The sequence below is a fragment of the Snodgrassella sp. ESL0323 genome, from assembly GCF_013346865.1.
GTDB classification, from domain to species: domain Bacteria; phylum Pseudomonadota; class Gammaproteobacteria; order Burkholderiales; family Neisseriaceae; genus Snodgrassella; species Snodgrassella alvi.
In genome coordinates, this window is sequence record NZ_JAAEDT010000019.1 from 195,519 (window position 1) to 210,724 (window position 15,206).

A 15,206-nucleotide genomic window follows, 5' to 3' on the forward strand; every position below is an offset into this window, starting at 1 on the left:
ATATTTATTCAGTCTGAATACTACACTTTATTTCTTCCATCAGTTTTAGATTAATCGCTGATAAAATCTACGTGTCCCCGGTTTTTTGTATACCGCGCTTCTTTTGATCAGTTGCCGGGCAATGCGTTTATTTTTTTTCACACCCTGACCATCGACATACATTATTCCTAAATTGTGCCATGCCTCTGTTTCACCTCGTTTCGCTGCCAAACAAAAGTAATATACTGCTTTCATATAATTCTGCCGTACACCATTTCCTGAGAGAAACATAAGTCCTAACTTATTTAGTGCTCCACTATGTCCTTTTCTGGCAGCTGAATAAAAATAATCCCTTGCTATTTTAAAATTTTGTTTTATTCCCTTACCTTCAGCATACATGCATCCCAGTTCATTCTCGGCATTAACATGCTTTTGCGTAGATGCTTGTAAATAATATTTATAAGCATTAATCTTACTCAGTTTTACTCCAAGACCTTTACAATACATCAAACCTAGTTGATATTGTGATTCACCATAGTTTTGTTGCGCAGCTAACTGATGATATTTAAAACTTTTGTTGTAATTTTTTTCTACACCTCTACCATAGCAATATAAATTACCTAAATTACTCTGGGCAACAGCATGTCCCTGTTCAGCTGCTGCTAAATAATACTCTGCTGCCTTTTCATAATTCTGCTCTACACCATCGCCATTTTCATACAATACACCTAAATTACACTGAGCATTTGCATTTCCCTGTGCTGCTGCAGCTGAATAATACTCTGCTGCCTTTTCATAATTCTGCTCTACACCATAACCATTTTCATACAATATACCTAAATTATACTTAGCAACAGCATATCCCTGTGCTACCGCTGCTGAGTAATACTCTTCTGCCTTTTCATAATCCTGCTCTACACCATAGCCACAGACATACAATAAACCTAAATTACTCTGACCAGCAGCACATCCCTGTTCAGCTGAAGCTGAATAATACTCTGCTGCCTTTTCATAATCCTGCTCTACACCATAACCATCTTCATACAATATACCTAAATTACACTGGGCAGCAGCATCTCCCTGTTCTGCTGAGGCCGAATAATACTCTGCTGCCTTTTCATAATTCTGCTCTACACCATCGCCGTTGTGATATAAAAATCCTAAATTACATTGGGCAGCAGCATGTCCCTGTGCTGCTGCAGCTGAATAATATTCTGCCGCCCTTTCATAGCTCTGATCTACACCATCGCCCTTTTCATAGTATAAACCCAAATTAAATTGGGCATTACTATCCCCCTGTTGCGCAGCTAATTTATAATACTCAGCCGCTTTTTCATAGTTCTGCTCTACACCATAACCATTTTCATATAATCTACCTAAATTACACTGGGCAACAGCATCTCCCTGTTCAGCTGCAGCCGAATAATATTCAACCGCCTTTTCACAGCTCTGATCTACACCATCGCCCGTTTCATACAATACACCTAAATTACACTGAGCATTTGCATGTCCCTGTTCAGCTGCAGCTGAATAATATTCAAATGCCTTTTCATAATTCTGCTCTACACCATCACCATTTTCATACAATATACCTAAATTACACTGGGCATTAGCATATCCCTGTTCAGCTGCAGTTGAATAATATTCAGCTGCCTTTTCATAATTCTGCTCTACACCATCACCATTTTCATACAATCTACCTAAATTACACTGGGCAGCAGCATGTCCCTGTTCAGCTGCAGCTGAATAATATTCAAATGCCTTTTCACAGCTCTGATCTACACCCTCGCCATTTTCATACAATACACCTAAATTACACTGAGCATTTGCATGTCCCTGTTCAGCTGCAGCTGAATAATACTCTGCTGCCTTTTCATAATTCTGCTCTACACTATCGCCAGTTTCATAGCATACACCCGAATTAAATTGGGCAGCAGCATCTCCCTGTGCAGCTGCAGCCAAATAATACTCAACCGCCTTTTCATAATTCTGCTCTACACCATCACCATTTTCATACAATCTACCTAAATTACATTGGGCAGCAGCATATCCCTGTTCAGCTGCAGCTGAATAATATTCAACTGCCTTTTCATAGCTCTGATATACACCCTCGCCCTTTGCATAGCATACACCCAAATTAAATTGGGCAGCAGCATATCCCTGTTCAGCTGCAGCTGAATAATATTCAGCTGCCTTTTCATAATTCTGCTCTACACCTTGACCATATTCATATAGAATACCTAAACTCAATAGTGCACTAATATTTCCGAGCCGGGCAGCCTGCTTAAAATATTTATGTGCCTCTGCATAATCCTGAGCAACTACCTCTCCAACGTCATAAATATATCCTAAAGTGTATAGTGCTTCACTATCACCTTGTTGCGCGGCTAATTTATAATATTCAAAGCTTTTAGTGTAATTTTGTTCTACTCCTTTTCCAAAGTAATATAAATTACCTAAATAACGCTGAGCAGTAGCATCTTCCTGTTGCGCGGCTAACTGATAGTATTCAAAGCTTTTAGTGTAATTTTGTTCTACTCCTTTTCCAAAGCAATATAAATTACCTAAATTGACTTGTGCATCGATATTTCCCTGTTCGGCAGCCAGCTTATAGTATTTATATGCCTCTGTATAATTTTGCTCCGTTCCTTCTCCATCCTCATACATAAGACCAAGAGAAAATTGTGCATCACTATTACCTTGTTGCGCAGCTAACTGAAAATATTCAAAGCTTTTAGTGTAATTCTGTTCTGTACCTTTACCGAAATAATATAAATCACCTAAGTTATACTGAGCAATAGCCTCTCCCTGCTTAGCCGCAGCTGCATAACATTCAAATGCTTTTGCATAATTCTTTTCTACACCATCACCATTTTCATACAATAGACCTAAATTATACTGGGCAATAGCATCTCCCTTCGCAGCTGCAGCTGCATAATATTCAGCTGCCTTTTCATAATTCTGCTCTACGCCATTACCATACGCATATAAAAGACCTAAATTGACTTGTGCATCAATATTTCCCTGGTCTGCAGCAAGTTTATAGTATTTATAGGCAGCTACATAATTTTGCTCTGTTCCTTTTCCATTCCCATACATAACACCCAGATTAAATTGAGCATCACTATCATTTTGATTTGCAGCTAATTGAAAATATTCGATACTTTTAATGTAATTCTGTTCAATACCCTTGCCGTCGTAATACATAATGCCTAATTTATACTGTGCATTAATATTTCCCTGGTCTGCAGCGAGTTTATAGTATTTATAGGCAGCTACATAATTTTGCTCTGTTCCTTTTCCATCCTCATACATAAGACCCAGAGCAAATTGGGCATTCGCATCTCCTTTTTGAGCCGCTTCCAGAGTACTTAAAAACTTATCTGATTTTTTTGTGTCCATCTTCTCATTACTCATTTTGCAATATCGCTTTTAACTATAAATATTTTATTTTCTATACTAAGTTTTTATAAAATCTTTAAAAATACATCTATTTTCACTCCAGAATTATTTTTATGAATTAGCTCCAGAAAATGCTGAGCTTCAAGAGGTTCTTGCATGGCTGCCTGCTGAAAATAATTCTCAGCTTTAGCCATATCCTGAACGACACTTTTACCAACAAAATAAATACAACCTAAAACAAATTGTGCTTATCTAGATAATGCTCAATACCTTGAATATTATCTTGTTTCAGACTTTTACCATAACAGTACATTTTATCTAAATTAGATAGGGAAAAAATATCTCTTTGTTCAACACCAACTGAATAAGATTCAAAGATTTTTTTGTAATCTTGGTTTACGCCATTGTCGTTTTTATACATAAAATCTAATTCGTTTTGTGCAGAAATATCGCCCGATTCTACTGCCCGCTGGAAATAATTCGCCGCTTTAACAAAATCCTGAGCAACACCCTCACCTGTTTTATAAATACGTCCTAAAATATATAAGGCAGAACTATCACCCTGATCAGCGGCTAACTGATAATATTTAATTACTTTAATGTAATCTTTTTCTCCTCCCACACCGTAGTAATAAAAATTACCTAAATTAAATTGTGCTGACTCATTCCCCTGCTCGGCAGCCAGCTGATAATATTTACAGCTTTCAGAATAATTTTGCTCTACTCCCTCACCATTCTCATACATAATAGCCAGATCATATTGGGCATCTCTATTGCCTTGTTGCGCAGCTAACTGTAAATATTCAAAACTTTTAGCGTAATTCAGCTCTGTACCTTCACCGCAATAATATAAACAACCTAAATAATACTGTGCGGTAGCATCTCCCTGAGCTGCTGCCGCTGAATAATATTCAAATGCCTTTTCATAATCCTGTTCTACACCTAAGCCGTATTTATACAGATAACCCAATCTGACTTGTGCTTTAGCCTCTCCCTGTTCAGCACCCAACAGATATTCTTTATATCCCTCTTGAAGATTTTTTAAAGCGACTGCATGAAGTTCATATGATTTTTCACGATCCGGTTCTACACCCTGACCATCATAATACATAACACTTAATTCGACTTGTGCATCAATATTTCCCTGCTCAGCAGCCAGCTGATAATATTTGAATGCTTGTTCATAATCTTGTGCGATTCCTATACTATGCTTATACATATCACCCAGAGCAAATTGCGCATCAATATTTCCCTGATCGGCAGCCTGCTTATAGTATTTGAATGCTTCTGGATAATCTTGTGCGACTCCTATACCATGTTTATACATACCACCCAGAGCAAATTGTGCATCCGCATCTCCTTTTTGAGCCGCTTCCAGAGTACTTAAAAACTTATCTGATTTTTTTGTTTCCATCTTTTCATTACTCATTTTGCAAAACCGATTTATATTATTTTCACAATATTTTTATTTTAAGTTACAAAGAGATTAAATCATACAATCTAATAATTCAAATTATAAAAATAGTTATCCATTTTTCGGTTGTTATTGTCAGCATTAATTTTTAATATCTTTTTATTTACTGCTACATCAGCAGAAACTACATCGGAGCAAATTTAACTATGCTCATTCCAGAACCTAATTACATAATCTTTTAACTTAAAAACGCCTAATGAAATTATGCATAAAAAGTAATTTAACTACATCATTGCAAGCAGATGAATTAGTTTACAGTGTTCACAAAATACAGGAAAGTATATTTTAAATGCCAGTCACAGAGATAAATGAAATCAAAAAATACTATCAGGCCTTACTCACAAAAGATCAAAGTTATGTTGGTATTTTTTATGCAGGTGTGAAAACCACCTCAATATTTTGTATCGCAACATGCAGAGCAAAAAAGCCTAAATTAGAAAACACAGAATTTTTTTATACAGTCAAAGAAGCTCTGAATGCAGGTTACCGCCCATGTAAAATTTGCCGACCGACTGAAAATGCCAATGAGGCGCCCAAACAGATTATTAATGCCATAAAAATGATTACTCAGAATCCGAAGATAAAAATTTCTGATTCCGTATTAAGAGAACATGAAATCAGTCCGGAAATTGTTCGCCGCTGGTTTAAAAAAAATTATGGAATTACTTTTCAGGCATATCAGAGAATGTACCGGATTAATCAGGCATATCAGGAATTGAAAACCGGTAAAAAAATAATAGATGTCGCTTTCGATAATGGTTATGGATCATTAAGCGGCTTTGGCTATATCTATAAAAAAATTGCTAAAAACTCACCATCCAGCCATTTAAACAACAACATCATACTTATTAACCGGCTGACCACGCCTATAGGTCCGATGTTTGTCTGCGCCACGCAACAGGGAGTCTGTTTGCTGGAATTTGTCGACCGGCGGATGTTAGAAACAGAGTTTAAACAATTACAGCAATTACTGAATGCCACAATTATTTTTGGTGAAAATGAACATATCATTCAGACCAGAATTCAAATTAAGGAATATTTTGAAGGAAAACGAAAATATTTTTCTATTCCACTACATACTCCCGGCACTGATTTTCAACAGGCAGTATGGAATTGTCTCAAACAGATCCCTTACGGAGAACTCACTACCTATAAACAACAGGCAGAAAAACTGAATAATCCTCAGGCAGTCCGGGCTGTAGCCAATGCCAATGGTTTCAATCGCATTGCTATTATTATCCCCTGTCACAGAGTAATCGGCTCCAATGGTAAATTAACCGGCTACGGCGGTGGACTGGAACGTAAAAAATGGCTGATTGACCATGAAAAAAAATAATCTTAAATCATAAAAACTGTTTACACATCAGGTTAATAAAACCAGTAATACTATTTGAGCGTCAGTATAATGATGATTTACCTTTTATCTGCCTGTAACACAAAAAACAAATAAACATCATTCTGAAAATGTTTTTTAAATAAACGCTTCAAAACCTGATGCATATTTTGTCGGTATAAATTCAATCAGTTCATATTCGGCAATCTGATGAATGTAAAACGGATCTTTAACCATAATAGACTGCGCCGATTCTTTACTGGCCGCCCGGCACAGAATAACTCCGCCGATGCGCGGTACCTGCCGGCCGGAAGCAATAAAATCACCATTATCATAATGTTCCTGCAAATAATTCAGATGAGCAGGCAAATATTTTTCTACTTCTTCTAACGACTTCAAATAATGCAGTTTAAAAATAAACATAGTAATTATCTCAGATTAATTAAACATATACAGACTTCTTGTCCCTTTTCATCTTAAGGTTATCTTCACGCTTAATCACTCAAATTTGCAAGCCCGAAAACATAAACAATAGTCAGCACATAAACTTCAATATTACAATCATACTATTTATACATGCGCAAACCAATTTAGCATGTCCTATCTTCTTTAAATAAAGTACTGCATGAATTCATATTCTCTTTTCGTAAGCTGTCCGCGCGGGCTGGAAACCATATTAAATCAGGAACTGGTTACTCTGGGCTGTGAGCAGATTCATAATCGTGACGGCGGTATCGCACTTACAGGTGATTTAGCCAGCGTATACAAAATTAATCTGCACAGCCGTGTAGCCAGCCGAGTACTTATTCGTCTGACTACCGGCCACTTTCGCAACGAAAACGAAATTTATCAACTGGCCCGGAAAATCTGCTGGCCTGAATGGTTTGACGTAGATAAAAATTTCAAAATTCATATTGAAGGCAAACAGGCACAAATCAACAGCCTTAATTTTGCTGCCCTCAAAGTAAAAGATGCTATCTGCGATGTATTTCGCGATAAAACCGGTCGCCGCCCCAGTATAGAAAAATTTCGTCCGGATATCCGCATTCATGTCTTTATTGAGAAAAACGAAATATCTGTTTATCTGGACAGCAGTGGTGAAGCCTTATTCAAACGTGGCTACCGCAGTGACACCGGTGAAGCACCATTACGTGAAAATCTGGCAGCCGGTTTACTGTTACTGGCCGGCTATAACGGCAGCCAACCCTTCATGGATCCTTTTTGCGGCAGTGGTACTCTTGCCATTGAAGCCGCACTGATTGCCACCGGCACAGTACCCGGGCTGGAACGTGCTTTCGGTTTTGAAAAGCTGAATAATTATAATGATAATTTATGGCAGCAGCTGCGTCGCTCCGCTCAGGCAGCTATACACCAACCATCTGCACCGGTTTTCGGAGCAGATATTGATAGCAGGCTAATCAGACTGGCTCAGGACAACTCCCGCTATGCCGGTATGGAGCAATATATTCAATGGCAGGTAACTGATGCCCTGGATACCCGTCCGAACGGGAATAACGGCATCATGATAAGTAATCCGCCTTATGGTGTCCGCCTTTCTGAAATTCAGCTTTTACACGCTTTATATCCTCAATTAGGCAGCTGGCTGAAACAACATTTTGCCGGCTGGCTGATTGGTATGTTCAGCGCCGACCGTGATATGCCCAAACTGATGCGTCTGTCACCAAAACGTAAAATCCCATTGTTTAACGGTAATCTGGATTGCCGCCTGTTCCTGCTAGATATGGTAGCCGGTTCTAATCGACAAAAAGAGCATAAAGCATGACAACTACAGAACAAAACGAAGCTCAGCGTCTGTCAAAGCGCATGGCGCAACTGGGTTTATGCTCACGCCGTGAAGCAGACAGCTATATTGAAAAGGGCTGGGTAAAAGTTAATGGTAAAACTGCCGTACTCGGACAAAAAGTTCTTAATAGTGATCGCATCGACCTCGACCGGCAGGCGCACCGTCAGCAAGCCGAACGCGTTACCATTCTCCTGAATAAGCCAGTAGGCTTTGTCAGCGCGCAGCCGGAAAAAGGTTATCGTGCCGCCGTTGAGCTGATTACCGAAGCCAACCACTGGCAGGAAGACAAAAGCCGGATTCAGTTTCAGCCGGAGCATACACGCCATCTGGCGCCGGCCGGCCGTCTGGATATCGATTCAGTAGGCTTGCTGGTACTTACTCAGGACGGGCGTATTGCCAAACAGCTGATCGGTGAACACAGTGGTATCGAAAAAGAATATCTCGTGCGCGTAACCGGCAAACTGAGTGAAAGCGGTCTGGCGCTGCTGAACCACGGATTAAGTCTTGACGGTGAAAAACTGCGGCCGGCTAAAGTCAGCTGGCAAAATCAGGATCAGCTGCGCTTTATACTTAAACAAGGTAAAAAACGCCAAATCAGGCGCATGTGTGAACTGGTAGGCTTACGTGTAACCGGTCTGAAACGGGTACGCATGGGTAAAATCAAACTGGGTGCCCTGCCACCGGGGCAATGGCGTTATTTAAGCCCGCAGGAAAAATTCTGATATCAGCCACTATTGAACACATCAGATAAATCATATTTCCTGGTTATCAATCATGTGATCAATAATCCAGAGCTAACCGTATCAAAATAATATGCCAGCAGATGTCTTGTGCTATCTTGATAACACAAGACAATATAATTTTATCCTGAATTATGAAAATAATTATTATGTCAACACCTTTATTGTTTTCCATATGCTTAGCTGATATTAATTAATTTTTATATTTAACCAGATATGATCCCATGAACCATTTCATGAAGTTCATTTACTGTCGTAGAGAGTAAATTGGATTATAAAAAACTGTATTATCAAGGAATCCAAAAATAAGATTAAAACAACTATAATTGACCGTTAAAATAATAAATAATTAGTTATCTCATCGATTTTTGATATATAAGCTTAAACACAATAATAATTTTTATGTCATTAAAAATAATGTAATAAAAACATCTAAAAACAAAAATTTATATCATAATTTTATTACATCAGTTAAATAATTCAGCTTTTAAATTAATATACCGGTATTAATAATATTTAAAATTTTGACATAAAAAAATAGTCTATATATACTTAATTTGAAACCAATTAACATAAAACATCATGAATAAATTATATTTAACTATATTAAGCGCATTTTTACTATCAGCCTGTGCTACCGAATCTTCTCAGGTACTTAATGTGCCTAAAGTAGAAACTTACCAGCAGGCATACAACGGTGTAAAAGCCCCGTTAGCCGTAGGCAAATTTGATAGCCGCGGTAACCTGGGCGGAGGTATCTTTAGTAATAGTGCCGATCAGCTTACCAGTCAGGCTAAAACCATACTGATGGCAGATTTACAGCAAACCGGTCGTTTTACCGTGCTGGATCGTACCAATTTGGACGAAATCAGAAATGAAGCCAGTATTAAAGGGCTGAACCAGAAAATTAAAGGTGCACGCTACGTCGTTACCGGTGCGATTACAGAATTCGGACGCAGAAATATCGGTGACCAGCAACTGTTCGGGATTTTAGGTCAGGGCAAAACCCAAGTAGCCTACGCAAAAGTTACTCTGAGCATTGTTGACGTACAATCTTCCGAAATTGTATTTTCCAGTCAGGGTGCCGGTGAGTTCAAATTGTCATCACGCGAAATTCTGGGCACCGGCGGTCATACCGGCTACGATGCCACTCTTAACGGCAAAGTACTTGATTTAGCCATTCGCGAAGCCGTGAACAATCTTGTACACGGTATCGAACAAGGCCAGTGGAACCCTCAGCCCTAAATTAAATCAGGTATTTACAATATGAAACACATTCTGACAACGGCCGTAATGGCTCTGTTACTGGCCGCCTGTGCGCAAAATAAGCCGGCGAAAAACTCATTGTACTACTGGGGAGATTTTAATAAGCAGCAATATCAAACTTTGAATAATGCCCTTACTCCTCAGGAACAGATTGCCAATATGGAAAAATATTTCCTTGATGCTCAGAGCAATCATGCAAAAGCAGCACCCGGAACACATGCGCATCTGGGTATGCTCTATGCCAAAGTAGGTAATCTGGCCGGAGCCAAGACCCAGTTTGAAATGGAAAAACAGGCATTTCCGGAATCTGCTACCTACATGAATTTCTTATTGAAAAACGTCGTAGGAGAAAAATAATAATGCATTTACGCCAACTATTACTTTCTTTATCTGTTGCCGCCATTCTGTCTGCATGTGGTACTACCAGCCATAAACAGCCCTACGATTACAGTAAATTCCAACGCACTAACCCTCGTTCCATACTTGTGGTACAGCCAACCAATTCATCTGTGGACGTAAAAGCACCTAATGCAGTAATGGCACAATCCACCCGGCCTTTGGCAGAATCCGGCTATTATGTATTTCCGGTTGTATTGGTTAACGAAACATTCAGAGAAAACGGACTGAATGATGGTGCAGAAATCCAGGCCGTTGATTTAAGCAAAATCCGTAAAATATATAATCCGGATGCCATCCTTTATATGGATATAGATGATTACGGAACCAAATATCAGGTTATTAACAGTAACACCACCGTAAGCGTCAAAGCTAGGCTTGTTGACGCGAAAAACGGTGAAGTAATCTGGACTGGCTCTAAAAAAATTACCGTAAATTCGAATGATAACAACCAGCAGGGATTTTTGAGTGCTGTCACCTCTGCCCTTTTCAATCAAATTAAAGACAAGCTGACAGACGGTGCTTTCAATCTGACTGAAACTGTCAATGACAATTTACTTTCAGCCGGTGTTGAAGACGGGATTTTATACGGGCCGCATCATCCTAACTATCAGAAACCTTCTGCTGCGATAACTTCTGAACAAAATCCATAAAAATAATTCATAGCTAAAATAAAAGCCCTTTAGTAAAACTAAGGGGCTTTTTCTGTTATCAGAACTACAAACCGTAAACTGATTTTCAACTGCCACAAAACGATAATTTTTGATTAAATTTAAGAAATTCTCTAGTCTGAAACAGATGTATGAAACAAAATACCATCAAACCAGCAGATTTTTCCATTGCCATTACCACTGTTTTCACCTAAATTGTTATCAGACAAAACTGCGAAAAGTAAAGTAAACAGTTAAAATAACCAATTTACAGCCTTACCAATTTAACGCCAGCAGAGCGGAACGGAACACGTTTAATGAGCACACAAGCCAGTCAGCGTATACGCGAAATCCCCTATAACTACACCTCTTATTCCGACAGAGAAATAGTCATTCGCCTGCTCGGCAGCCATTCATGGGATTTATTGCAACAGCTACGCGAGCAAAGACGAACCGGCCGCTCAGCACGAATGCTGTTTGAAATACTCGGAGATATCTGGGCAGTTATCCGCAATCCTTACCTAATTGACGACCTGCTCGAACACCAGCACCGCCAGCAGGCGCTGGTTAAAGAAATGCGCCATCGCCTCAGCGAAATTCAGAAACGTCGCGACAACAACCAGATGGTCGAGCAACTGATAAAAAGCACCGAGCAGGCCATCAGCGATTTTGACAGCAGCTTTGGTAAAACCCGCAGCAAACGCGAACAGGTATTCAACAGCCTGCGTAAAATCACCCACAAAGACAACATTATGTTCGACGGGCTGGCGCGCGTTAGCCACGTTACCGATGCTACCGACTGGCGTGTTGAATACCCTTTTGTAGTTATCAACCCGGATCACGAAAAAGAAGTTGCACCGCTTGTACGCGCTTTAATTGAACTGGAGCTCACCATCATTCCGCGCGGCGGCGGTACCGGCTATACCGGTGGTGCCATTCCGATGGACGCCATGAGCGCCGTAATCAATACCGAGAAACTCGACCAGTACAGTCCGGTTGCCTTACAGCAACTGCCCGGGCTGGAAGGCACTTATCCGGTAATTACCTGCGGTGCCGGAGTGGTTACCCGCCGTGTAGAAGAAGCGGCCAGTGCTGCCGGCTGGGTTTTTGCCGTAGACCCGACATCTGCCGATGCCTGCTGTATCGGCGGCAACGTAGCCATGAATGCCGGCGGTAAAAAAGCCGTATTATGGGGCACCACTCTGGATAATCTGGCGTGGTGGAAAATGGTCAACCCTCAGGGACAATGGCTGAAAATAGAACGTGTACGCCATAATTTCGGCAAAATCCACGACGAAACCACCGCCATATTTGACATACATACCCTTGATAACGACGGCTACAGCATTCTTAAAACCGAGCGTCTCGAAGTACCCGGGCAGCGTTTCCGCAAAGTAGGTCTGGGTAAAGACGTTACCGATAAATTCCTTGCCGGCGTACCGGGTGTGCAAAAAGAAGGCACGGATGGCATCATCACCTCTGCTGCTTTTGTTTTGCACCGCATGCCTAAATACACCCGTACCATCTGTATGGAGTTTTTTGGCACCGTAGCCAATGCCACCCCGTCTATCGTCGAAGTGCGCAACTACATGCTTAACCATAAAACCGTCAAACTGGCGGGGCTGGAGCATCTCGACTGGCGCTACGTGCGCGCCGTAGGCTACGCCACCAAGGCAGCTGGCAAAGGCCGCCCGAAAATGGTATTACTGGCCGACATCGTTTCAGATGATGAAAATGAAGTACAGGCAGCAGCAGCTCATATCGTGCGGCTGGCCAATGCCCGCTGCGGCGAAGGCTTTATCGCCGTTCCCCCTGAAGCACGCAAAACTTTCTGGCTCGACCGCTCACGTACGGCCGCCATCGCCCGCCATACCAATGCGTTTAAAATCAATGAAGACGTTGTGATACCTCTTGAACAGCTTGGCAGCTATTCCGACGGTATCGAACGCATCAACATTGAGCTGTCGATTCAGAACAAACTTGCCCTGTGCGCGGCCATCATCGAATATCTGCAAACCAAACTGCCGGTAGATAAACTCGATACCGACCTTTCCAGCGCCGAGCTGCTCGGCTCCCGTAAACAGCATGCCCTTGATTACATCACCGGCATTCAGACCCGCTGGACATGGCTGCTCAACCATCTCGACACACCACTGGCCGACTATCTGCAGCAGTTTCCGCAAAAACTTGAAGACAATGAACCGGCTGGTGACCAGAGCTGCTTTATCGCCATGCGTGATTTTCATCTGCGTGTATCCATCAAACGCGACATCATGCAGCCACTGGCCGAAATATTCAGCGGCAAAACCGATACCCTGATACTGGAAAAGCTCGACGAAATTCATCGCCATATCATCCGCGGCCGTGTCTTCGTTGCCCTGCATATGCATGCCGGTGACGGCAATGTCCATACCAACATCCCGGTTAATTCCGACGACTACGACATGCTGCAAACCGCTCATCATGCCGTAGACCGCATCATGGCACTGGCGCGCAGCCTTAACGGCGTTATTTCCGGTGAGCACGGCATCGGCATTACCAAAATCGACTACCTGACACAGGCAGAAATGCAGCCCTACTGGGATTACAAACAGCAGGTAGACCCACACGGCCATTTTAACCGCGGCAAACTGATGCCCGGTGCCAACCTCGACAAAGCCTATACACCCTCATTTGAGCTGCTGGGCGTAGAATCCCTGATTATGGAACAGTCCGAGCTGGGTAAAATTGCCCACTCCATCAAAGACTGTCTGCGCTGCGGCAAATGTAAACCCGTGTGCAGTACCCATGTACCGCGCGCTAACCTGCTGTACTCACCGCGCAATAAAATTCTGGGTGTCGGTCTGCTTACCGAAGCCTTCCTGTACGAAGAGCAAACCCGCCGCGGCGTTTCCCTGAAACATTTTGATGAACTGAACAGCGTGGCCGATCACTGTACCGTGTGCCACCGCTGCATAAAACCCTGTCCGGTAAAAATCGACTTTGGCGACGTCACCGTAGCCATGCGCAACTACCTGCGCAAAGCCGGTAAAAAGAAATTCAATCCCACCGTCTACATGGGCATGGCCTTTCTTAACGCCACCGACCCCAGAACCATCAAAGCCCTGCGTACAGGCGTGGTTAAAGCCGGCTTCAGACTGCAAAACTGGGGCTATGAAATGGGTAAGCACTTTAGCCTTGGCTGGCTGAAGCGCCAGAAAACCGCGCCACGTGCCACCACCGCCAAGCCGGAAATCCGCGAACAGGTAATACACTTTATCAACCGCCCTTTACCGCGCCACGTACCGATTAAAACAGCCCGTGCCCTGCTGAATATCGAAGACAGCACCACCGTACCGATTATCCGCAATCCGCAGATCAGCGATGAAGCCGAAGCTGTTTTCTACTTTCCCGGCTGCGGCTCCGAGCGACTGTTCAGCCAGATAGGTCTCGCTACTCAGGCCATGCTCTGGCATGTGGGCGTCCAAACCGTCTTACCGCCGGGCTATCTGTGCTGCGGCTACCCGCAAACTGCCGGCGGTAATAAAGACAAAGGCGATAAAATCACCATGGACAACCGCGTACTGTTCCATCGTGTAGCCAATACCCTGAACTATCTGGATATCAAAACCGTAGTTGTAAGCTGCGGAACCTGTTACGACCAGCTCAAAGATTATCACTTCGATAAAATTTTCCCCGGCTGCCGCATACTCGATATTCATGAATACCTGCTGGAAAAAGGCCTGAAACTGAACGGCGTAAAAGGCCGGCAATACCTGTATCACGACCCCTGCCATACCCCGATTAAAACCACACAGCCGATAAAAGTTGTGAATGAGCTGATGGGGCAGAACGTACCTCTGTCAGACCGCTGCTGCGGTGAATCCGGCATGTTTGCCGTCAGCCGGCCGGATATCGCCACACAGGTACGCTTCCGCAAACAGGAAGAAATCGAAAAAGGCAAAGCCAAGCTGCCTAAGGGCGAACCGGTAAAAATCCTTACCAGCTGCCCCGCCTGCCTGCAAGGCTTGAGTCGCTATACTGATGATGCAAATATCAAGGCCGATTATGTAGTGATTGAAATGGCCAAACATATACTGGGCGAAAACTGGCAGGATGAATTTGTGCAGAAAGCCAGTAACGGAGGGATTGAGCGGGTGTTACTGTAAATAGGATTAAAAAA

11 protein-coding genes are annotated in these 15,206 nt (G+C 42.2%); 7 read left to right on the forward strand and 4 right to left on the reverse strand.

Going from position 1 to position 15,206, the window contains the following annotated elements:
- Nucleotides 1–45 precede the first annotated feature (45 nt).
- From GY065_RS08210 to GY065_RS08215, 3 genes are all read right to left on the reverse strand, one after another.
- A complete protein-coding gene (locus GY065_RS08210) occupies nt 46–3,381 on the reverse strand; it encodes a tetratricopeptide repeat protein (protein ID WP_174833751.1) in 3,336 nt (1,111 codons plus the stop codon).
- A gap of 65 nt (nt 3,382–3,446) precedes the next feature.
- The gene (locus GY065_RS13405) at nt 3,447–3,575 is read right to left on the reverse strand and encodes a hypothetical protein (protein ID WP_256433044.1); all 129 of its coding nucleotides are present in this window, start codon (nt 3,573–3,575) and stop codon (nt 3,447–3,449) included.
- Between the two features lie 38 nt (nt 3,576–3,613).
- Nucleotides 3,614–4,810 (reverse strand): tetratricopeptide repeat protein, encoded by a 1,197-nt coding sequence (locus GY065_RS08215; protein ID WP_174833752.1) that lies wholly within the window; start codon nt 4,808–4,810, stop codon nt 3,614–3,616.
- Nucleotides 4,811–5,144: 334 nt separating this feature from the next.
- Here GY065_RS08215 and GY065_RS08220 point away from each other — a divergent pair, with 334 nt between their 5' ends.
- Nucleotides 5,145–6,191, forward strand: coding sequence for a bifunctional transcriptional activator/DNA repair enzyme AdaA (locus tag GY065_RS08220; protein ID WP_174833753.1), 1,047 nt, complete (start codon nt 5,145–5,147; stop codon nt 6,189–6,191).
- A gap of 135 nt (nt 6,192–6,326) precedes the next feature.
- On the opposite strand, the gene GY065_RS08225 is transcribed toward GY065_RS08220, so the two are convergent.
- Complete coding sequence (locus tag GY065_RS08225; protein WP_174833754.1) at nt 6,327–6,611, reverse strand: YciI family protein; 285 nt, start codon at nt 6,609–6,611, stop codon at nt 6,327–6,329.
- A 202-nt stretch (nt 6,612–6,813) separates the two neighbouring features.
- Between GY065_RS08225 and GY065_RS08230 the strand changes: the two genes are divergently transcribed.
- The 6 genes from GY065_RS08230 to GY065_RS08255 all read left to right on the forward strand — a co-directional run bounded on the left by GY065_RS08230 (nt 6,814) and on the right by GY065_RS08255 (nt 15,192).
- A complete protein-coding gene (locus tag GY065_RS08230) occupies nt 6,814–7,971 on the forward strand; it encodes a class I SAM-dependent RNA methyltransferase (protein ID WP_174833755.1) in 1,158 nt (385 codons plus the stop codon).
- Nucleotides 7,968–8,714: a pseudouridine synthase gene (locus GY065_RS08235; RefSeq protein ID WP_084551990.1), complete on the forward strand. Its 747-nt coding sequence runs from the start codon at nt 7,968–7,970 to the stop codon at nt 8,712–8,714. Before GY065_RS08230 ends, GY065_RS08235 begins: the two co-directional genes overlap by 4 nt.
- A 600-nt stretch (nt 8,715–9,314) precedes the next feature.
- Nucleotides 9,315–9,977 (forward strand): CsgG/HfaB family protein, encoded by a 663-nt coding sequence (locus GY065_RS08240; RefSeq protein WP_037474855.1) that lies wholly within the window; start codon nt 9,315–9,317, stop codon nt 9,975–9,977.
- 21 nt (nt 9,978–9,998) lie between these two features.
- On the forward strand, nt 9,999–10,355 hold the full coding sequence (locus GY065_RS08245; protein ID WP_037474856.1) for a DUF4810 domain-containing protein: 357 nt from the start codon (nt 9,999–10,001) through the stop codon (nt 10,353–10,355).
- A 2-nt stretch (nt 10,356–10,357) separates the two neighbouring features.
- Nucleotides 10,358–11,047 carry a GNA1162 family protein gene (locus GY065_RS08250; RefSeq protein WP_037474858.1) on the forward strand — a complete coding sequence of 230 codons (690 nt, stop codon included), beginning with the start codon at nt 10,358–10,360 and terminating at the stop codon, nt 11,045–11,047.
- 314 nt (nt 11,048–11,361) lie between these two features.
- Nucleotides 11,362–15,192, forward strand: coding sequence for a DUF3683 domain-containing protein (locus GY065_RS08255; protein WP_174833756.1), 3,831 nt, complete (start codon nt 11,362–11,364; stop codon nt 15,190–15,192).
- Nucleotides 15,193–15,206 lie beyond the last annotated feature (14 nt).

Bases quoted from the DNA above. Each gene is read 5' to 3' on its own strand.
- GY065_RS08240 (WP_037474855.1), top strand. From the start codon at position 9,315: ATGAATAAATTATATTTAACTATATTAAGCGCATTTTTACTATCAGCC.
- GY065_RS08235 (WP_084551990.1), top strand. From the start codon at position 7,968: ATGACAACTACAGAACAAAACGAAGCTCAGCGTCTGTCAAAGCGCATG.
- GY065_RS08225 (WP_174833754.1), bottom strand. From the start codon at position 6,611: ATGTTTATTTTTAAACTGCATTATTTGAAGTCGTTAGAAGAAGTAGAA.
- GY065_RS08255 (WP_174833756.1), top strand. From the start codon at position 11,362: ATGAGCACACAAGCCAGTCAGCGTATACGCGAAATCCCCTATAACTAC.
- GY065_RS08245 (WP_037474856.1), top strand. From the start codon at position 9,999: ATGAAACACATTCTGACAACGGCCGTAATGGCTCTGTTACTGGCCGCC.
- GY065_RS08215 (WP_174833752.1), bottom strand. From the start codon at position 4,810: ATGAGTAATGAAAAGATGGAAACAAAAAAATCAGATAAGTTTTTAAGT.
- GY065_RS08220 (WP_174833753.1), top strand. From the start codon at position 5,145: ATGCCAGTCACAGAGATAAATGAAATCAAAAAATACTATCAGGCCTTA.
- GY065_RS08210 (WP_174833751.1), bottom strand. From the start codon at position 3,381: ATGGACACAAAAAAATCAGATAAGTTTTTAAGTACTCTGGAAGCGGCT.
- GY065_RS08250 (WP_037474858.1), top strand. From the start codon at position 10,358: ATGCATTTACGCCAACTATTACTTTCTTTATCTGTTGCCGCCATTCTG.
- GY065_RS13405 (WP_256433044.1), bottom strand. From the start codon at position 3,575: ATGGCTAAAGCTGAGAATTATTTTCAGCAGGCAGCCATGCAAGAACCT.
- GY065_RS08230 (WP_174833755.1), top strand. From the start codon at position 6,814: ATGAATTCATATTCTCTTTTCGTAAGCTGTCCGCGCGGGCTGGAAACC.